General features: G+C 60.4%; 20 protein-coding genes. 19 read left to right on the top strand and 1 reads right to left on the bottom strand.

The annotated features are described in order from the left end of the window. The first annotated feature begins 9 nt into the window (after nt 1-9). The 16 genes from V2391_RS08985 to V2391_RS08910 all read left to right on the top strand — a co-directional run bounded on the left by V2391_RS08985 (nt 10) and on the right by V2391_RS08910 (nt 13689). Nucleotides 10-405 (top strand): type II toxin-antitoxin system RelE/ParE family toxin, encoded by a 396-nt coding sequence (locus V2391_RS08985; protein ID WP_117746945.1) that lies wholly within the window; start codon nt 10-12, stop codon nt 403-405. Beyond that, nucleotides 392-694, top strand: coding sequence for a helix-turn-helix domain-containing protein (locus V2391_RS08980; protein ID WP_006235701.1), 303 nt, complete (start codon nt 392-394; stop codon nt 692-694). The genes V2391_RS08985 and V2391_RS08980 overlap by 14 nt, the downstream gene beginning before the upstream one ends. A gap of 148 nt (nt 695-842) precedes the next feature. After that, nucleotides 843-1586: an L-threonylcarbamoyladenylate synthase gene (locus tag V2391_RS08975; protein WP_329739050.1), complete on the top strand. Its 744-nt coding sequence runs from the start codon at nt 843-845 to the stop codon at nt 1584-1586. Nucleotides 1587-1599: 13 nt separating this feature from the next. Continuing rightward, entirely contained in the window at nt 1600-3141 is a 1542-nt protein-coding gene (gene glpK / locus V2391_RS08970) for a glycerol kinase GlpK (RefSeq protein WP_117746944.1), read from the top strand. A 123-nt stretch (nt 3142-3264) separates the two neighbouring features. Continuing rightward, nucleotides 3265-3912, top strand: coding sequence for a uracil phosphoribosyltransferase (gene upp, locus V2391_RS08965; protein ID WP_117746943.1), 648 nt, complete (start codon nt 3265-3267; stop codon nt 3910-3912). A 282-nt stretch (nt 3913-4194) separates the two neighbouring features. Beyond that, a complete protein-coding gene (locus V2391_RS08960) occupies nt 4195-4506 on the top strand; it encodes a hypothetical protein (RefSeq protein ID WP_035138788.1) in 312 nt (103 codons plus the stop codon). 3 nt (nt 4507-4509) lie between these two features. Continuing rightward, the gene (gene atpB, locus V2391_RS08955; RefSeq protein ID WP_022094263.1) at nt 4510-5313 is read left to right on the top strand and encodes a F0F1 ATP synthase subunit A; all 804 of its coding nucleotides are present in this window, start codon (nt 4510-4512) and stop codon (nt 5311-5313) included. A 124-nt stretch (nt 5314-5437) separates the two neighbouring features. Continuing rightward, nucleotides 5438-5632, top strand: coding sequence for an ATP synthase subunit C (locus V2391_RS08950; protein WP_022094262.1), 195 nt, complete (start codon nt 5438-5440; stop codon nt 5630-5632). A gap of 15 nt (nt 5633-5647) precedes the next feature. Next, the gene (gene atpF, locus V2391_RS08945; RefSeq protein WP_055286332.1) at nt 5648-6250 is read left to right on the top strand and encodes a F0F1 ATP synthase subunit B; all 603 of its coding nucleotides are present in this window, start codon (nt 5648-5650) and stop codon (nt 6248-6250) included. Next, on the top strand, nt 6240-6716 hold the full coding sequence (locus tag V2391_RS08940) for a F0F1 ATP synthase subunit delta (RefSeq protein WP_117746942.1): 477 nt from the start codon (nt 6240-6242) through the stop codon (nt 6714-6716). The genes atpF and V2391_RS08940 overlap by 11 nt, the downstream gene beginning before the upstream one ends. Further along, nucleotides 6716-8314 (top strand): F0F1 ATP synthase subunit alpha, encoded by a 1599-nt coding sequence (atpA, locus tag V2391_RS08935; RefSeq protein ID WP_117746941.1) that lies wholly within the window; start codon nt 6716-6718, stop codon nt 8312-8314. The genes V2391_RS08940 and atpA overlap by 1 nt, the downstream gene beginning before the upstream one ends. Before the next feature lie 5 nt (nt 8315-8319). After that, nucleotides 8320-9228, top strand: coding sequence for an ATP synthase F1 subunit gamma (gene atpG, locus V2391_RS08930; RefSeq protein WP_329739049.1), 909 nt, complete (start codon nt 8320-8322; stop codon nt 9226-9228). Continuing rightward, nucleotides 9228-10682: a F0F1 ATP synthase subunit beta gene (gene atpD / locus V2391_RS08925; protein WP_117746940.1), complete on the top strand. Its 1455-nt coding sequence runs from the start codon at nt 9228-9230 to the stop codon at nt 10680-10682. The genes atpG and atpD overlap by 1 nt, the downstream gene beginning before the upstream one ends. 3 nt (nt 10683-10685) lie before the next feature. Further along, nucleotides 10686-11078: an ATP synthase F1 subunit epsilon gene (atpC, locus tag V2391_RS08920; RefSeq protein WP_117746939.1), complete on the top strand. Its 393-nt coding sequence runs from the start codon at nt 10686-10688 to the stop codon at nt 11076-11078. Between the two features lie 88 nt (nt 11079-11166). Beyond that, a complete protein-coding gene (murA, locus tag V2391_RS08915) occupies nt 11167-12450 on the top strand; it encodes a UDP-N-acetylglucosamine 1-carboxyvinyltransferase (protein WP_329739048.1) in 1284 nt (427 codons plus the stop codon). A 12-nt stretch (nt 12451-12462) separates the two neighbouring features. Continuing rightward, a complete protein-coding gene (locus V2391_RS08910) occupies nt 12463-13689 on the top strand; it encodes an LCP family protein (RefSeq protein WP_329739047.1) in 1227 nt (408 codons plus the stop codon). 252 nt (nt 13690-13941) lie between these two features. Here the strand turns inward: V2391_RS08910 and pepT are convergent, their stop codons facing one another. Beyond that, nucleotides 13942-15189 (bottom strand): peptidase T, encoded by a 1248-nt coding sequence (gene pepT / locus V2391_RS08905; RefSeq protein WP_329739046.1) that lies wholly within the window; start codon nt 15187-15189, stop codon nt 13942-13944. Nucleotides 15190-15309: 120 nt separating this feature from the next. Between pepT and V2391_RS08900 the strand changes: the two genes are divergently transcribed. The 3 genes from V2391_RS08900 (at nt 15310) to V2391_RS08890 (ending at nt 18207) form a co-directional block, all read left to right on the top strand. Further along, nucleotides 15310-15732 (top strand): metal-dependent transcriptional regulator, encoded by a 423-nt coding sequence (locus tag V2391_RS08900; RefSeq protein ID WP_329739045.1) that lies wholly within the window; start codon nt 15310-15312, stop codon nt 15730-15732. 8 nt (nt 15733-15740) lie between these two features. Further along, nucleotides 15741-16634, top strand: a complete 894-nt coding sequence (locus V2391_RS08895; protein ID WP_329739044.1) for a homocysteine S-methyltransferase family protein — start codon at nt 15741-15743, stop codon at nt 16632-16634. Nucleotides 16635-16806: 172 nt separating this feature from the next. Continuing rightward, entirely contained in the window at nt 16807-18207 is a 1401-nt protein-coding gene (locus V2391_RS08890) for a phosphoglucomutase/phosphomannomutase family protein (RefSeq protein ID WP_329739043.1), read from the top strand. The last annotated feature ends 227 nt before the right edge of the window (nt 18208-18434 follow it).

Here is an 18434-nt window from a genome sequence, read left to right as displayed (position 1 = left end):
GAGAAAGGTATGTCAAATCAGCTGCATCGGTACCGTATCGTGCTTGATTACATTGAACCTTGGCTTGATGAGCAGGATGAAGCTACGCTGAAGCAGATTTATGCAGACCTTTTGGTGCTAGAGAAGGAAGGTCCCATCCTTGGTCGTCCACTGGTTGACCGTGTCAAGGGCTCGAAGCTTCATCATTTAAAGGAGCTGAGAGTGACTTCATGTGGTGGGCAGGTGATCCGCATCCTCTTCGCCTTTGACCCCAAACGCCAGGCGGTATTGCTATTGGCGGGTGATAAGTCGCGAGCGGGATCGTCAAGGGCAAAATGGAACGGCTGGTATGCGATCAACATTCCAAAGGCCGAGCAAATATACCGTCGCCACGTAAGGAGGCTCGATCGAGATGGAACTGCATGAGTATATGGAATCTCGCGGGATAACACGCGACTCCATTACCGCCGAGCAGGAGAGGACTCGCGATCGTATCGAAGCCTATAAGCTTGCTCAGATTCGCAGGCTAAAAGATCTAACACAGGCGTCGGTCGCCCAATCGATGGGCGTTTCTCAAAAACGCGTATCCGAGCTCGAGCGTGGGGAATTGGGTTCGATGAGGCTTGACACGCTGAGCAGGTACGCAGAGAGCCTCGGCGGAAAACTGGTTGCAAGCATCGAGTTTCCCGATCGTACCGTTACGCTTGCGCGCTAAAAATCTTCAATTAACTCCCTCACTTTCACCGACTACTCGAGCCGCTCACCAAACCAACATGCGCTCTGGGCAAATAGGTTGAACGTTTCGTGCGAGAATGCCCCACAGTAAACAAACTTGCACCAGAGCGTAAGGGGCTGGCATACACATGCAGACGGTCTATCGGGTATTCGAGGGAGCGCGCGAGCCGCATCGGCTCGCCGTTGAGCGTACGGCCGAGGTACTCCGCTGTGGCGGCTTGGCCCTGATCCCGACCGAGACCGTCTATGGTGTCGCCGTGGCAGTCAACGCCTTCTCGGACGCCGTGCCTCAAGATACAAGTGAATTCCCATCGTGGCCGCGCGATCCGCAGGCTGCCGTCAACGGCGCCGCAGTCCCTGCGCTCGGCACCGGCTATCGCCGTATCTTCACTCTCAAGCAACGTGAACTCACGCAAACCGTCGCTTGGCTGGTCGATGGCGTCGAAGCACTCGGCCGCTATGGCGTGGATATCCCGGAAGATGCCCGCGTACTCGCGCGACGATGCTGGCCGGGCGCCCTGACTATCGTGGTCAAGGCGGCCCCCTGCGTGCCGACCTTTATGCGCGCCGCCGACGACACGGTGGCACTTCGCGCTTCGGCCTCGCCCGTGGTGCAAGCGCTCATCCGCGCCTGCGGCAGCCCTCTTGCCTGCACCAGCGCCAACACGCATGGCGCGCCCGCGCCGGCAAGTTTTGTCACGGTGGAGGAGCGCATCCTGGAGGGGGTCGATGTGGCCGTCGACGCCGGTGAGACCCCGTGTCGCGACGCCTCAACCATCGTGTCGTTTCAGCACGGCGAGCTCCAGATCCTGCGCCAAGGCGCGCTTCCCGCATCAGAGATCGAACGGGTCCTGTCCGACCCGATGCAATAGAAAGGTGTAAGCGATGTCGTTGAATCTAGGTAGCCTGGGCATGGAAGACGCCTCGTTTAGCTTTGGCGGTTCCTACATCATGGCGCTCGACTGCGGCACCACCTCGGTACTCGCGACCATCGTCGACGAGTACGGCTGCATCGTCGCCCAGGCGCGTCGTAGCGTCAAAACCAGCTTCCCGCGCCCCGGCTGGGTGGAGCAGGATCCCACGGAGGTGCTTGCCAGCCAGATCGGCGTGATGATGGAGGTCCAGTTTAAGAGCGGCATCCATTCTGACCGCATTGCCGCCATCGGTATCTCCAACCAGCGCGAGACCACGGTGGTCTGGGACCGCATAAGCGGCCAGCCCATCTACAACGCCATCGTATGGCAGTGCCGTCGTACCGCGCCGGCAATCGACGCGTTGGTTGAACAGGGTTGCGAGGAGCTGGTGCGCTCCCGCACGGGACTCACGCTCGACCCGTATTTCTCAGCCTCCAAGGTGCAGTGGATTCTCGACAACGTCGACGGCGCGCGCGAGAGCGCGGCGGCGGGCGACCTCATGTTTGGCACCATCGATACCTGGCTCATCTATAACCTCACCGGCGGCCAAACCTTCGCCACCGACTACACCAACGCCAGTCGCACGGCACTCTTCAATATTCATACGTTGGACTGGGACGATGACCTGCTGTCTCTCTTCGACATCCCGCGTGCCATGATGCCCGAGGTCCGTTGGAGCTCCGGTGACTACGGTCGCGTCGCGAGCGACATCATGACCAACATGCCGCCCATCATGGGTGTGGCGGGCGACCAACAGGCGTCGCTGTTCGGACACTGCTGTTTCCATCCCGGCCAGACCAAAAACACCTATGGCACGGGCTGCTTTATGCTCATGAACACCGGCGACGAGATCGTCGAATCCAAGAATGGCCTGGTCTCCACCATCGGTATCGCTGCGGACGGCAAGGTCAGCTATGCGCTCGAGGGCTCTATTTTTGCCGCCGGTTCCACCATGAACTGGCTTCGCAACAACATGGGCATCATCTCGAGCGTGAGCGAGTCGGCACAGCTCGCCGCTTCGATTAGCGACAACGAGGGCTGCTACTTCGTTCCCGCCTTTGCGGGTCTGGGCGCTCCCTGGTGGGACCCGCATGCCCGCGGTATCGTGTGCGGTCTGACCGGCGCCTCGAGCCGTGCGACTATCGTACGTGCCGCCTGCGAATCCATGGCATATCAGAGCTACGACGTGCTGCGCGCCATGGAGCAGGACGTGGGGCTTTCGATCGAGCGCCTGTCTGTCGATGGCGGTGCCTCGCGCAACGAGTTCATCATGCAATTCCAGGCCGACCTGCTGGATATCCCCGTGCTGCAATGCGAGACGGTGGAGACCACGGCAATCGGTGCCGCGTACTTGGCGGGTCTTGCCGTCGGCTATTGGGAAGACCTGGAAGAGCTGGAGCAAAATGCCCAGATCGTTAGGACCTTCCTTCCCCACATGTCCGCCGAGCGCCGCGAACAAAACCTTGCGGGCTGGTGTGATGCAGTCAGGCGCTCGCTCAGTACCGCACAGTAGGGCTGCGATGGGCTGCTCGATACAACAAACCGCTAAACTAATGCATGGCGTGCGGCGGCAACGTTGCTGCGTGCCTTGTCAGCAAGGCCATCTTCCGGCCGCAACGAAAGGGGCAATCAACCCATGACCGTCACCTACGATACGTCCCGTGTGACGCTTGTCGATCACCCGCTCGTCCAGCACAAGCTGTCGATCCTGCGCGACAAAAACACCGGCACCAACCAGTTCCGCCAGCTCGTGCGCGAGCTCGCACTTTTTGACGGCTACGAGGCCATGCGCGACCTGCCCATGGAAGACGTCGAAGTCGAGACCCCCATCACCACCGCAACGTTTAAGCAGCTTGCCGGCAAAAAGCTCGCCATCGTGCCCATCCTGCGTGCGGGCCTTGGCATGGTCGACGGCATCCTCGACCTGGTGCCCTCCGCTCGCGTGGGCCACATCGGCATGGAGCGCGACGAGGTTACCCACGAGCCGCATGAGTATTACTGCAAGATGCCCAAGGATATCGACCAGCGCATCTGCCTGGTCGTCGACCCCATGCTCGCCACGGGCGGTTCGGCCGAGATGGCCATCAGCTACCTGCGCGAGCGCGGTGTCAAGGACATCCGCATGCTGTGCATCGTCGCGGCCCCCGAGGGCCTCAAGTCACTGACCGAAAAGGACCCCGACGTACATATTTATACCTGCGCCATCGACGACCATCTCAACGAAGCTGCCTACATCGTTCCCGGCCTGGGCGACGCCGGCGACCGCATCTACGGCACGCTGTAATCTCTGGGGCATACCGGCTAACGTCGAAAATACGAAGAAATGGTGCGCGCGGTCGAACAAAAGACGACCGCGCGCACTCCTGTTAACGGACGTTTTGCCCTGCAGGGTTCGAGAAAAACGTATTACCGTACCTGCGGCATAAAGAAGGTCTTAAGAAAACGAACAGGTGCGTATTAACCGATGCTTTTTCGGTTGTACTTTAGCGATTGGCTCGTACAATAGTCACCAATGTTTGGCGGGAACTGTCCTGTGAGGCGATAAAAAAGGAAAGTGAGGACGCCAGTGTTTCAGATAGCCGATCTGCTCGCTATCGTTGCAGGCGCCATCGCGGGCGCGATTGCCTTCCTTCCCTTTGTCTTTACGCTCAAGCCGGTTCTTGACGATAAGCAGAATGCGGACATGCTCAAGGGTATGGTGAGTCTCGCGGTCTCGGCAATCGCGTTGCTTGTCTTTACCTTGGTTGTGTTTGTGTTGTTCGGAGAGGCATTTCGCATGTTCCTCCTGGGCGAGGCGATCGGCTTCGTGGCCTTTATGGCCGCCTGCGCGGTTCGCGTCGCCAAGGCGCTGCGAGATCCTCATGAGGTCGAAAGGTAAGTCGTGGAAATTTTTGAAAAGCTGCCTGATGAGATAAATCATCTGGTCAGCGAGTTCAGCTCCACCCCTGTCGTGGGCGATCTGAGCTGCGGCATCACGCAGTACTCGTTTTGGCTGATCGTCTCCACGATCGTGCTCCTGATCGTCCTGGCCGTGTTCAAGAAGAAGCAGACCCTGGTTCCCAAGGGCTTCTTCGTCAACGGTTTCGAGTACATCATCGAGTACGTCGAGAACGATATCGGCAAGGGTGTCGTGGGTGAGAACTGGAAGAAGCACTTCCCGTTCCTGTGCTCGCTTTTCCTGTTCATCCTGATCAATAACATGATCGGCCTGATCCCGGGAATGAAGCCCGGCACCGGCGCAATCGGCTCCACCGCCGCACTCGCCATTTTCGCCTTCGTGTACTTCATCTACTACGGATGCAAGGCTCACGGCGTGATCGGCTACATCAAGAGCCTCGCCCCGCAGGGCGTGAGCTTCCCGATGAACGTGCTCGTGTGGGTCGTCGAGCTTTTCTCGACCTTCCTGCGCCTCATCACGCTCGCCGTCCGTCTGTTCTGCAACATGTTCGCAGGACACGTGGTCATGGGCTCGTTCGCCATCATGGCGAGCATGTTCATGCAGCCGCTGCTTCAGCAGGTTTCCGCGGCCCACGCCGTCGGCGCCCTGCCTTCGCTGGCCTGGCTTGCCATCCTCATCCTGATTTATGCGATCGAGCTTGTGGTCGGCGCCATCCAGGCTTACGTCTTCACGGTCCTTACCGCCGTGTATGTCTCTGAGGCAGAGGAGGTCGCGGAGGAGGAGTAATCTTCCGTTCGTGCCTTAAAGGTAAGGCAATTCGTTAAACCGCCGGTGCCCGTACCCATGGAGCCCGGCAGTTATAAAAAGGTTATCCTGCGTGAAATAAGACACGCACGACAAAGGAGGAATCGTGGGAGTTATCGGTTACGGTCTCGGTGTTATCGGCGCTGGTCTTGCTATCGGCCTGTCTGCTCTGGGTGCTACGGGTGCTATGGCCCGTCAGCCTGAGGTCCAGGGCCGCGTGTTCACCGTCTTCATCATGGGCTCCGCTTTCGGCGAGGCTCTGGCTCTGATCGGCTTCGTTGTCGCGCTGATCGTTAAATAGCACGGAGCGTCAAGTATGAATCTTTCATCCCAGAAGAGCGCGATCGCACTCTCCGCGTCCGCGGCCGCGCTGCTCATGCCGGTTTCCGCGTTCGCCGAGGACGGCGCCGCCGGTGCGGACATCCTCATCCCTAAGATGGCGGAGTTCATCCCGGCGCTTATCGCCTTCCTGATTATCTGGATCGTGCTGGCCAAGGTCGCCCTGCCGGGCATCATGAAAACCATGGAGGAGCGCGGCAAGAAGATCGAGGAGAGCCTCGACGAGGCCGAGAAGACCAAGCAGGAGGCCATCGCCAAGCGCGCTGAGTCCGACTCGATCGTCACCGACGCCCGTCGTCAGGCTGCCGACATCGTTCTCGAGGCCCGTAAGGACGCCGAGTCCGAGCGCGCCCGTATCATCGAGGCTGCTCACAAGGAGGCCGAGGAGATCATCGCCAAGGCCCACACGACCGTCGAGGACGAGCGCAAGTCCATCTACGCCGGTGCCGCGAGCTCCATCGCCGACCTGTCCGTTGCCGTCGCCACCAAAATCGTGGGCGAGGCACTCGAGGACGAGTCCGAGCAGAAGAAGCTCATCGAGCGCTACATCCAGGAAGCAGGTAGCCTGAATGCCGACTAGCCGCTATCAGGACAAGGTACTCGAGACCTACGCGCGCTCCCTTTTGGAAGCCGCCAAGGCCGAGAACCATGTGTTCGAGGACCTCGAGATGATCGAGCGCCTGGCTAGCGCCAGCCCTGAGATCGTCGCCGTGCTCGACACCATGTCCAAGCGCGACCAGCTCGACCTTCTTCCCAAGGTGGCAGCTGCCTTTAAGTATGTTGCCGAGGAAGACGAGGATGTAGTGGGCGTGACCGTCACCACGGCGATCCCGCTCGACGACGAGCTGCGTCAAACCATCACTAAGAAATGCGAGCAGGACTTCGGCCGCAAGGTATTCCTTATCGAGCAGGTCGACCCGTCTATCGTGGGCGGCCTGGTGCTCGAGGCCCGCGGCGAGCGTCGTGACATCTCCGTCAAGACGCAGCTGCGCATCGCGCAGGAGACCCTCGCAAACTCTGCTAATTCGTACGGAGGTGAAGCCTAATGTCCGAAACCCTCAATGCCCAGGATATCGCCAAGAAACTGCAGGAGCAGCTCACGAGCCTCTCCGCGACGGTCGATACGCATGAGGTTTCAACGGTCGACGAGGTAGGCGACGGCATCGCGCGCGTCTCCGGCCTCAAGAGCGCCATGGCAGGCGAGCTTCTGGAGTTCAAGAGCTCCGATACCGGTGAGACCGTCTTCGGCCTTGCCCAGAACCTTGACCGTGACGAGGTCGGCGCCGTTCTGTTTGGTGCCGTCGACTCCATCAAGGAAGGCGACGAGTGCCGCACCACTGGCCGCATTATGGATATCCCCGTGAGCCGCGCCATGCTCGGCCGCGTCGTCAATCCGCTCGGCCAGCCTATCGACGGCCTGGGTGACATCGTCGCCACGCACCGTCGCCCCATCGAGTTCAAGGCCCCCGGCGTCATCGATCGTACCCCGGTGTGCGAGCCGGTTCAGACCGGCCTGTTGGCCATCGACTCCATGGTGCCTATCGGCCGTGGCCAGCGTGAGCTCATCATCGGCGACCGTAAGACCGGTAAGACCGCTATCGCCATCGACGCTATCCTCAACCAGCGCGGCAAGGGCATGGTCTGCATCTATGTCGCCATCGGCCAGAAGGCCTCCACGGTTGCCAACATCCGCGAGACCCTCGTTCAGCACGGTGCGCTCGATTACACCATCATCGTTTCGGCCACCGCTGCCGATTCCGCCCCTATGCAGTACATCGCGCCTATGGCCGGTGCCGCTATCGGCGAGTTCTTCATGTACAACGGCGAGGACGGCAAGCCCGCCAGCGAGACCAACCCCGGCGGCCACGTGCTCGTCATCTACGACGACCTGTCCAAGCAGGCTGTGGCCTACCGTCAGATGTCGCTGACGCTGCATCGTCCGCCCGGACGCGAGGCCTATCCTGGCGACATCTTCTACCTGCACTCTCGTCTGCTCGAGCGTGCCGTCAAGATGTCCAAGAAGAACGGTTATGGCTCCATGACGGCTCTTCCGATCATCGAGACCCAGGACGGCGACGTCTCGGCCTACATTCCGACCAACGTCATTTCCATTACCGATGGTCAGATCTACCTGCAGTCCGAGCTCTTCTTCCAGGGCCAGCGCCCGGCAGTCGACGTGGGCATTTCCGTGTCCCGCGTCGGTGGCGACGCGCAGACCAAGGCTATGAAGCAGGTCGCCGGCAACCTCCGTCTGGACCTCGCTTCGTACCAGGAGCTCGCCGGCTTTACGCAGTTCGGCTCCGACCTCGACGAGGCTACTCAGAAGCAGCTGACCCATGGTGCCCGCATGACAGAGCTCCTGAAGCAGCCGCGTTACAAGCCGTTTGAGGTTGGCGAGCAGATCGTTACGCTGTTCGCTGGCAACGAGGGCTTCCTGGATGACCTGGAGATCGCCGACGTGCTGCCTTTCCGTGCCGAGCTCATCGAGTACATGGACAATGGCTTTGGCTCGCTGCTCGACAAGGTTCGCGCCAAGAAGATCGATGATGACACCAAGGCTGAGCTCTTGCGCGTCATCGGCGACTTCAAGCAGCAGTTCATGGCCAAGCACCATTCGGATGTTTCTGGATCAGAGGAGAACTAAGCCCCATGGCCAACCTTCGCGACATTAAGAAGCGAATCTCCTCGGTTACCACGACCAAGCAGATCACGCGCACGATGGAGATGGTCTCTACGGCCAAGATCCGTCGTGCCCTCGATCGCTCCAAGCAGGCCGAGCCCTATAAGGAGGCGCTGACCGACGTCATGTTGACGGTCGCCGGCGACGCCTCCTGTTCGGGCACCGATCCCATGCTGCAGAAGCATGAGAGCGTCAAGCATGGCCTGATTGTCGTTATTGCCTCGGACCGCGGCCTTGCCGGCGGTTTCAATACGACGGTGGAGCGCACGGCCGAAAAGCTCGCCGCTTCTTGGGCGAACGACGGCATCGAGTGCGAGATCATCGCGTGCGGGCGCAAACCGGCCACGTATTTCCGTGACCGCTCAAACGTCGTCATGCACTTTGAGGGCAACTCCTCCGAGCCCGATTTCAATCAGGCCCGCATGATCTCCTCTCATATCTGCGATGCGTATCGTGCCGGTGAGCTTGACCGTGTCGAGCTTGTCTACCACCACGCCAAGAACCGCGTGGATCAGGAGCTTCGCGTCGAGCATCTGTTGCCGCTCGACCCCGAGATGATCGCTATGGCCCACGGTCCGCGTAAGAACGAGACCGACGCCCCTAAGCGCATCTCGTCCACGTTCGAGTTCGTGCCCTCTCCCGAGCATGTTCTCGGCAAGCTTGTGCCGTCTTATATCCTGACGGTCATCTACCAGGCCCTGATCGATTCGGCGGCTGCCGAGCAGGGTGCACGCCGCAAGGCCATGCACTCCGCGACGGAAAACGCCACCGCGATCATCTCGACCCTTACCCGCACGTATAGTCGCGTGCGCCAGGCTTCGATCACGACCGAGATTAACGAGATCGTCGGCGGAGCCTCAGCATTGGAGGAACAGTAATGGCTAATAACACCGTACAGCTTGCGGTCGAGGAAGCCACCAAGAAGACGACTGCCGGTGATGGTCGCATCGTGCGAATCATCGGCCCTGTCGTCGACGTCAAGTTTGACGGCGCGGTGCCCCCGATCTACAACGCGCTCACGGTCGAGGCCGAGACCCCGATCGGTCATCTGAGCACGATCCTCGAGGTCGAGAGCCAGCTTCCGGGCGGCGTCGTCCGCACGGTCGCCATGTCCTCGACCGATGGCCTGCAGCGCGGCCTCATCGCCACCGATACCGGTGAGCCCATGAAGATGCCCGTTGGTCCTAAGACGCTCGGCCGCATTTGGAACGTCATGGGTAAGCCCGTCGACGGCAAGCCCATGCCCGAGGTGGAGGAGTTCTACCCCATCCACCACGCGGCGCCCCGCTTTGACGAGCTCACCACCAAGACCGAGATCTTCGAGACCGGCATTAAGGCCGTCGACCTGCTTGAGCCCTACATCCGTGGCGGCAAGACAGGCCTGTTCGGCGGCGCCGGCGTCGGCAAGACCGTTTTGATTCAGGAGCTCATCAACAACCTCGCCCAGGAGCACGGCGGCACCTCGGTGTTCACCGGCGTCGGCGAGCGTACCCGTGAGGGTACCGACCTTTATCTCGAGATGAGCGAGTCGGGCGTTATCGACAAGACTTGCTTGGTCTATGGTCAGATGAACGAGCCGCCTGGAGCGCGTCTGCGCATCGGTCTGGCCGGCCTTACCACCGCTGAGTACTTCCGCGATCGTGGCCAGGACGTTCTGCTGTTCATCGATAACATCTTCCGCTTCTCCCAGGCCGGTTCCGAGGTTTCCGCACTGCTGGGTCGTATGCCGTCCGCCGTTGGTTACCAGCCCACGCTGGCTACCGAGATGGGTGACCTCCAGGAGCGCATCACCTCGACCAAGACGGGCTCCATTACCTCCGTCCAGGCCGTTTACGTCCCTGCAGACGACCTGACCGACCCGGCGCCTGCCACGACGTTTACGCACCTCGACGCCACCACGGTTCTTTCGCGTAGCATTTCGTCGCTCGGTCTGTTCCCGGCTATCGACCCGCTCGCGTCTTCTTCGGACGCTCTCGATCCCTCGATCGTTGGCGAGGAGCACTACCGTGTCGCCGTCAAGGTCCAGGAGCTCCTGCAGGAGTACTCCGACCTTCAGGACATCATCGCCATTCTGGGTATGGACGAGCTGTCCGAGGAGCAGCGCCTTACGGTCAACCGTGCCCGTAAGATCCAGCAGTTCCTCTCCCAGTCCTTCCACGTCGCCGAGAAGTTCACCGGCAACCCCGGTGTCTACGTCCGCGTCGAGGATACCGTCCGCTCCTTCGCCGAGATTGTCGACGGCAAGGCCGATGACCTGCCCGAGCAGGCATTCCGCTATGCCTCCACGATTGAGGACGTGCGTGAGCGCGCCCGCAAGATGGAGGAGAAGTAGGTTATGCGTATCCGCATCGTGTGCCCCGTGAGCCTCGCCTATGAGGGTGACGCTGCGTTTGTGTCGATTCCGTCTACGGATGGCGAGTTTGGCGTTTTACCTGCTCACTCCAGCGAAATCTGCACGATCGACCGCGGTTACGTTCGCGTTTCCGATAAGGCCATGGGCACTGTCGACCACACGTTTGCCGTGGCCGGCGGCTATGCCCAGGTTGCGGACGATGTCGTGACCGTCCTCGCCGAGCGCGCTTGCGATTTGGCGACCGTCGACGCCGACAAGGTTAAAGCTGATATTCAAGGTTTTGAAGAGAAGCTGGGTAATTTGTCGGAGGATGATGCACGCCGCGCCTACCTCTATAATGAAATCGCATGGTGTAAGCTCAAGCTTGCCCAATAGTCAAACGTTTTGGCGTTCGACCATTTGCGAACACATCATGCCCGGGATGGCTCAGCCACCCCGGGCATGCTTTTTGAAAGGGTAGACCTTGGATATTATCCGCGTTGAGGGTGGCCACGCCATCGGAGGCTCCGTGCCCGTCTCGGGTGCAAAGAATTCCGCACTCAAACTCATGGCTGCAACGCTTCTGGCGCCGGGCAAGACAACGCTTCAGAACGTGCCCGATATTTCCGATGTCCACGTTATGGGCAAGGTACTCAAGGGCATGGGCGCCACAATCGAAGTTCTCGATGAGCACACGCTCGAAATCGATACTTCCCAGGTTGATTCTTGGGAGGCTCCCTACGAGCTCGTCGCCAAGATGCGCGCCTCCACGGCTGTGATGGGCCCCCTGCTGGGTCGTTTCCATCGCGCCAAGATCGCCATGCCGGGCGGCTGCAACCTGGGTGCCCGCAAGATCGATATGCATATCCTGGGTCTCGAGGCTCTGGGCGTCGAGTTCGACACCGCCCATGGCTACATCAACGCCAGTGCTCCCCAGGGCCTGCGCGGCACCACCGTCACGCTCGAGTTCGCGAGCGTGGGTGCTACCGAGAACCTCATCATGGCTGCCGTGCGCGCGCAGGGCACCACGGTTATCGACAACGCTGCCCGCGAGCCCGAGATCGTCGACCTTGCCAACATGCTCAACGAGATGGGTGCCAAGATCGTCGGCGCGGGCACGCCCGTCGTGACCATCGAGGGCGTGGAGGAGCTGCACCCCGTTACCCATTGCGTGGTGGGTGACCGCATCGAGGCCGGCACCTTTATCGTCGCCGGCGCCCTCATGGCCGATGAACGCGGCGTCGATGTTGCGGGCTTCTGCCCCATCCACCTGGGCATGGTGCTCAAAAAGATGGAACTTATGGGTATCGAGTGCGAGCGTATCGAGAACGGTGTCCACGTCAATCGCGCCGAGCGCATCAAGCCGGTCGATATCCAGACGCTTCCGTTCCCGGGTTTCCCGACCGACATGCAGGCGCAGATCATGGTGCTTTCGGCCCTTGCCGACGGAAGTTCCGTGATTACCGAGAATATCTTCGAGAACCGCTTTATGTTCGCCTCCGAGCTCGTGCGTATGGGTGCTGATATTCGCATTGAGAGCCATCACGCCATGATTCACGGCGTTAAGGGGTTCTCAGGCGCACAGGTCACCTCGCCCGACCTTCGTGGCGGCGCGGCGCTTGTGGTTGCCGGTCTTATCGCCGACGGCGTTACCGAGGTCTCTGCCATCCATCACATCAAACGTGGCTACGAGCAGTTTGTCGAAAAGCTGCAGGCGCTTGGCGCGCATGTCGAACATGCCACCGTCCCCGATCCCGTCATCTACTAATGCAGGTTGCCTATGTTTAACAAGAAGCCCCTGGCGGATAACACCCGAAGACCCTCGACTGGTGCGCAGGCCAAGATCTACAGCCGCGACAACGTCGCTCGCTATTCCGAGCGCGCCCGTCAGCGCCGTCGCGGGCGCACGGTTCGCCGCGTAGCTCTCATCGCCGTGCTCGGCGTACTGCTGAGCGCCACGACCGCTGCAGGTCTGTGGTTTGCCACCATCATGGGCAAGCTTGGCGACTCCAATGTCATTACCAACAACTTGCGCCAGATTCTGGTCGATACCGATGAGGCAAAAGATCCGTTCTACGTGCTGCTTCTTGGTACCGATGGTCGTCCGGGCGAGGATACGTACCGTGCCGACTCGATTATCCTGGCTCGCGTTGACCCTACGCAAAAGCAGGCAACGCTCATCTCCATTCCGCGCGATACCAAGGTTGTCTACAAAGGCTCGACCATGAAGATTAACGCCTGCCATACCTATGGCGGCGCCGAGGCCATGGTCCAAGCGGTCAACGAGCTGTGCGGCGTTCAGATTGCTCACTATGCCGAGGTCAGCTTTGACGGCATGCAGTCGCTTATTGATTCGGTTGGCGGTATCGACATTAACGCGACCGACGACGTCGACGATCCCGAGCACCTGGATATTAAGATTACTGCCGGCCAGCAGCACATGGATGGCGCCACCGCCCTTACCTACGCCCGTTGCCGTTACACCTATGCCGACGGCGACTATACGCGCATGCGCCATCAGCGTCAGGTACTTGGCGCCCTCGCCAACCAGATCCTCAACAACTTTGATGCCACCAAGATCTTTGATCTGGTCAACTCGCTGTCCGACATGCTCGTAACCGATATGAGCGTTCAGGATATCGTCTCTACGGTCAATGCCATGCGCGGCATGGATGTCGATGGCATCTACTCGGCCAACCTGCCCTCGTATGCCGACGGCAGCACTATGATCGACGGTGTGAGCTATGTCTTTGTCTACGAAGACGAGCTTAAGGAAATGATGGCCCGTGTCGAAGCCGGTGAGGATCCCAAGGGCCCCAACACCATGGGCCTTTCCGACGGCTCCAGCTCCACGATCGGTGACCTCAACAACAATACGTCCGAGGACTACGCATATGGCACGGCGACCTCGTCGGGTGGCTCGGACGATTCCGACGATTCGGGCGACGGCTCCGATAACTACGAAGAGCCCACCGGCGACGGCAACGGCTACGAAGCCAACTATTAGAGTTACGCGGGCTTACCAGCCCGCGTAACGGCTCGACGCTGCGCGCCGCCCAGAGCGACAATTTGTCATTCAAAAGGCAGGGCATGACCAGAAGGTCAATGCCCTGCCTTTTTCATGCCAACTTGTTCGCTCTGGACGTCGCTCGCTGACGTTGATTCAACCAGCGATGCCGACTACACTCCTTGCACCAAAAATCGCCCCGTTCTCGGTTGAGGACGGGGCGATTCGTCTTTTGGGCTTATGCGGCCAGTCTTATGCGAAACGGGCGACAAGCTCCTGCAGGACGTCGGTCATCTTGACGAGTGAGCTGACCGGGACAAACTCGTTGACGCCGTGGTAGCAGTAACCGCCTGTCGAGAGGTTGGGGCAGGGCAGGCCACGGAACGACAGCTGGGCGCCGTCGGTGCCGCCGCGAATCGGCAGCACCTGGGGCTCGACGTCGCAGGCAAGGAAGGCATCCTTGGCGACATCGATCAGCTCCGGGTAGTCGCGGACGATCTCGGCCATGTTGCGGTACTGGTGCTTAATCTCGACCGTTACGCGCTCCTCGCCCAGTCGCTGGTTGAGCAGTGCGGCGGCGGCATCCATCAGCTCGAGCTTCTGCTGGAACTTAGCGGCATCGTGATCACGGACGATATAGCGCGCCGTGGCATGGTCGACCGTTGCCGAGACGCCCTCAAGGTGATAGAAGCCCTCGTAGCCCTCGGTGTATTCCGGACGCTGCTCGTAGGGGAGCAGGGCATTGAAGTCGCAGAACAGGTTGCTCGCGTTGACCATGCGGCCCTTGGCGTCGCCGGGGTGAATGGACTGGCCCTCAAAGCGAACGGTTGCCTCGGCGGCATTGAAGCACTCCCACTCAAGCTCGCCAACCGGACCGCCGTCTACCGTGTAGGCGTACTTGCAGCCGAAGGCCTCGATATCCAACAGCTCAGCACCGTGACCGATTTCCTCGTCCGGGCAGAAGCAAATGCCGAGCGCGGGGTGGGGCAGGGAGGGATCCTGCGCGATGCGAGCGACGAGTGCCATGATTTCGGCGACACCCGCCTTGTCGTCGGCTCCCAGCAGCGTAGTTCCGTCGGAGCAGACAAGGTCCTCACCCACCAGATCGTTGAGGGCGGGAAGCTTGGCGGTGCTCATGGACACGGGCTTGCCGTCAACGATGCCACAAACCAGGTCGCCGCCCTCGTAGTGCACGATGTGCGGCGCTACGCCGGCGCCCGGCGCGACCTCGGTGGTATCGAGGTGCGCGATCAGGCCCAGGGCGGGCTTATTCTCGGAACCGGCGCTAGCGGGAATGTGCGCGCAGACATAGGCGTTTTCGGTTACATGGGCATCGGTCGCACCCAGCTCGCGCAGCTCCTCGGCAAGCACGTTGGCAAGGTCAAACTGGACGGTGCTCGACGGCACCTGGTCGCAGTTGGCATCCTCGGACTGCGTGTTGATCTGGACATAGCGCAAAAAACGCTCGAGGACGTCGGGGTTCGTGGTGGTGTTTTCCATAAAGACCGCTCCAATCTTGGTCGTCGTGTGCAACAAGAACTCTAGCACGGTATGCCGCGGCATACCGCGACGCTTGGATGGGGTAGAATCAGCCATTGAATGCAGAAGGGACGGATGTTCATGGATACGACAAATAGCTCGCGCGAGCTACGCCTAACGGTGGCGAACGAAGACTACTTGGAGTGCATGGTTCGCATCGAAAGCGAAGATGGGGAGACCAATGGCGTGCGATCGGTCGATATCGCACAGCGCCTTGGCGTCTCGAAGGCATCGGTCAACAAGGCGGTTTCGGCTCTCAAGGCATCCGAGCTTGTCGAGCAGTCTCACTACGGCAAAGTTATCCTGACTGACCGTGGACGCGAGGTCGGCTCGGCTATCTGGTATCGCCATCGCCTGATCCGCACGTTTTTGGTCCAGGAACTCGGCGTCGACTTTGAGTGTGCCGATACCGAGGCCTGCATGATGGAGCACGCGCTTTCCGAGGACACGATGAACCGCTGGCTCGCCTATCTCGAAAAGCAGGGAATCAGCGTCGAGGAATAGCGGGATATATGGATACGAGTTATTACAACCGCTTTGGCGGCGAGGAACTTATGCGCCGACTTGCCAGTGAGACATTGCTGGCGCAGGGTCCCATGGGCAGCGTATTGCTGAGCGAGTGCGGTGCCGCCGATATTCCGCCGGCATTTTGGAACCTCGCCGAACCGCAGACGGTTTCCCGTATCCATCGACTGTACGCCGCCGCTGGCGCGCAGGTGCTCATCACAAACACGTTTCAGGCGTCGGGCCACGCGCTCGATCAAGATGAAATCGCCCCATCCATGGCGGAGGTCAATCGCGGGGCGGTCGACGATGCCCGCCAGGCAAATCCTCAGCTCCTGTTGGGGTCTATGGGCCCTATTGCCATTGAGTGGTTCGTCGAGGATTCTCTCGAGTATCGAGAGATCCGCGCAAACGCTCGTGAGCAGGCGTCCGCCTTGCTCAACGCCGGCGTCGACGGTCTCCTGGTCGAGACAGTCACGTCGACCCGCAATCTGCAGCCCGTGCTCGCCGGTGCCCATGATGCCGCTGACGGCATGCCCGTTCTGGTGAGTTTTGCTATTGATGACAAGGGCGACCTGCTGGGCGATGGCCTAAACATCGAAGGTGCCATCTTGTATGCCGAGAAGCACGGTGCGAACTCGGTTGGGGTCAATTGCTGCTCCCTGACAGCGGCTACTGCCGCGGTGCCAAGGATGGTCGCCACGGCCACCACTCCCGTTACGGTTCGGCCCAACGCGGGAAATCCGGTTCAGACACAGGATGGGCTCGTGTGGCGCGAGGACCCCGAAGCCTTCGCTCGCGCATGTGTCGAATGGAAGCGGGCAGGCGCCGCAATGGTAGGCAGCTGCTGCGGAACCACAGCGGTTACGACGGCCGCTCTGGCAGATGCGCTCGATATATAGAGCCCTAAAATAGGAGTTTCGAATCACCGCCCCCCGGCGGTTTTTTTGTTGCCGGTGCGCACCTCGGCGGCTTTTGCCTAAACGGTGAACGAGCGTGTCGGCGGCTTGTCGGATGCCCATTGCGGGTATACCTCATGCGTACCATGATCCAAACACTGCGAGGTGTCTGCGCGTGTGCGCGATAATTCACTTTGGAACTGACGGTTGGCGAGCTCGCGTCGACGGAGACTTTACTATCGACAACGTCGCTCGTGTCACCGATGCTATCGGCGGGCTGTGGCAAAAGACGAATCCCGGTAAAACGGTATATGTAGGATTTGACACGCGACCGCAAGCGCGCGAGTTTGCCGAGCTCGCGGCGGGTGTGATTGCCGCCCACGGGCTCGATGCCGTGCTCGTGTCTCGGCCGGTGCCGACTCCCGCTCTTACGTGGGCGGCCGCGTATGACGGCGAGGCGTGCGGCGCGCTCATGGTGACGGGCTCACATCATCCGCAGGGCTATCTATGTCTCAAGCTGCGGATGGGCGATGGTTCGACGGCCAACCAGGATGTCATCGAAGAGCTCGAGGAGACGATGGCCACCGAGCCGCTGGGGCTCGAGGGGCAATACCGCACGGCAGATATCATTCCCGACTATATGCGAGCGGTGGCATCGTTTGTCGATGCAGATGCCATTCGCGCTGCGCGTTTGCGTGTGGTGGTTGACCCCATGGGCGGAGCGGCTCAGGGATATCTTGCCGACTTGCTTCGAGAGCTTGGCGTCGAAGTCCACGAGATTCATGCCGGCGAGACGACCGATAGGGGAGATATTTGTCCCGACCCGGTTGAGCCGTGGGTGGATGCTTGTGAGCGTGTGGTTGTCGAGGACGGGGCGTGCGCCGGCCTGGTGACTGATGGCGACGCCGATCGCATCGGCGCGGTTGATGAGCGCGGTAGATATATACATCCGCATCAGATCATGGCGCTCGTTTTGGGCGACTTGGTCCAGTATCGCAATCTGGAGGGACGCGTCGTCGTCAACCTTTCTTGCTCCACGCTTGTGCGTCGCGTTGCCGAAGCGCTTGGCTGCCGCGTGGTCATCAAGCCCGTCGGTTTTAAATATATAGCGGCCGAGATGAAGAAGGGCGGTGTCCTCGTGGGTGGCGAAGAGGCCGGCGGCATCGGTATCGCAGCGCACATGCCCGAGCGTGATGGCATTCTTGCCTGTCTGATTTTGTGCGAGCTCATGGCCAAGACCGGTGCGCCCTTGGGCGTGCTCATCGATCAGCTCGAGGCGAGCTTTGGCAAGACGAGCTACGGACGTCGAGATTTGCGGCTTGAGGCCGAGGATGCCGAGACGTTGCGCACGCTGCTTCCCGGCGTGAATCCCAAGTCGATATGCGGCAAGGCGCCGCAGAGCGTAAGTCATATGGATGGTTTGCGCCTGGCATTCGGGGACGATACCTGGCTGCTGGTCCGTCCCAGTGGAACCGAACCGGTGGTGCGCGTGTACGCCGAGGGCTTTTCGGTGGAGGAGCGCGATGAGTTACTGGATGCCGGCTGCGATTTGGCCAGGGGCGCATATCGGCTCTAGCCATGGGGCTGCTTTATATAAAGATGCGCTCGGCGAGCGGTAGCTAACAACTGGCAAACGTCAATTGATGGCACAATTGTGTAGGAAATGTGTACGCCCAGATTCCCGCCCACGGCGCCCCTCCGGTCTGGCAATATATCTCCTTGCCGCGCGGCCCGGTCGGACCGGATGAGCCGCGCAGGCGTGCACCTTGAGAACCGGATACTGCGAGGATGGACACTTCAAGT

This window comes from Collinsella sp. CM84Y_54 (genome assembly GCF_036317945.1).
In the GTDB taxonomy this organism is placed as follows: domain Bacteria; phylum Actinomycetota; class Coriobacteriia; order Coriobacteriales; family Coriobacteriaceae; genus Collinsella.
Note: the sequence above shows the minus strand (reverse complement) of the source record. Positions and strands in the feature narration are given on the sequence as shown.

Excerpts from the sequence above, each read along its gene's own strand:
- V2391_RS08985 (WP_117746945.1), top strand. The coding sequence starts at position 10 with ATGTCAAATCAGCTGCATCGGTACCGTATCGTGCTTGATTACATTGAA.
- V2391_RS08980 (WP_006235701.1), top strand. The coding sequence starts at position 392 with ATGGAACTGCATGAGTATATGGAATCTCGCGGGATAACACGCGACTCC.
- V2391_RS08975 (WP_329739050.1), top strand. The coding sequence starts at position 843 with ATGCAGACGGTCTATCGGGTATTCGAGGGAGCGCGCGAGCCGCATCGG.
- glpK (WP_117746944.1), top strand. The coding sequence starts at position 1,600 with ATGTCGTTGAATCTAGGTAGCCTGGGCATGGAAGACGCCTCGTTTAGC.
- upp (WP_117746943.1), top strand. The coding sequence starts at position 3,265 with ATGACCGTCACCTACGATACGTCCCGTGTGACGCTTGTCGATCACCCG.
- atpF (WP_055286332.1), top strand. The coding sequence starts at position 5,648 with ATGAATCTTTCATCCCAGAAGAGCGCGATCGCACTCTCCGCGTCCGCG.
- V2391_RS08940 (WP_117746942.1), top strand. The coding sequence starts at position 6,240 with ATGCCGACTAGCCGCTATCAGGACAAGGTACTCGAGACCTACGCGCGC.
- atpA (WP_117746941.1), top strand. The coding sequence starts at position 6,716 with ATGTCCGAAACCCTCAATGCCCAGGATATCGCCAAGAAACTGCAGGAG.
- atpG (WP_329739049.1), top strand. The coding sequence starts at position 8,320 with ATGGCCAACCTTCGCGACATTAAGAAGCGAATCTCCTCGGTTACCACG.
- atpD (WP_117746940.1), top strand. The coding sequence starts at position 9,228 with ATGGCTAATAACACCGTACAGCTTGCGGTCGAGGAAGCCACCAAGAAG.
- atpC (WP_117746939.1), top strand. The coding sequence starts at position 10,686 with ATGCGTATCCGCATCGTGTGCCCCGTGAGCCTCGCCTATGAGGGTGAC.
- V2391_RS08910 (WP_329739047.1), top strand. The coding sequence starts at position 12,463 with ATGTTTAACAAGAAGCCCCTGGCGGATAACACCCGAAGACCCTCGACT.
- pepT (WP_329739046.1), bottom strand. The coding sequence starts at position 15,189 with ATGGAAAACACCACCACGAACCCCGACGTCCTCGAGCGTTTTTTGCGC.
- V2391_RS08900 (WP_329739045.1), top strand. The coding sequence starts at position 15,310 with ATGGATACGACAAATAGCTCGCGCGAGCTACGCCTAACGGTGGCGAAC.
- V2391_RS08895 (WP_329739044.1), top strand. The coding sequence starts at position 15,741 with ATGGATACGAGTTATTACAACCGCTTTGGCGGCGAGGAACTTATGCGC.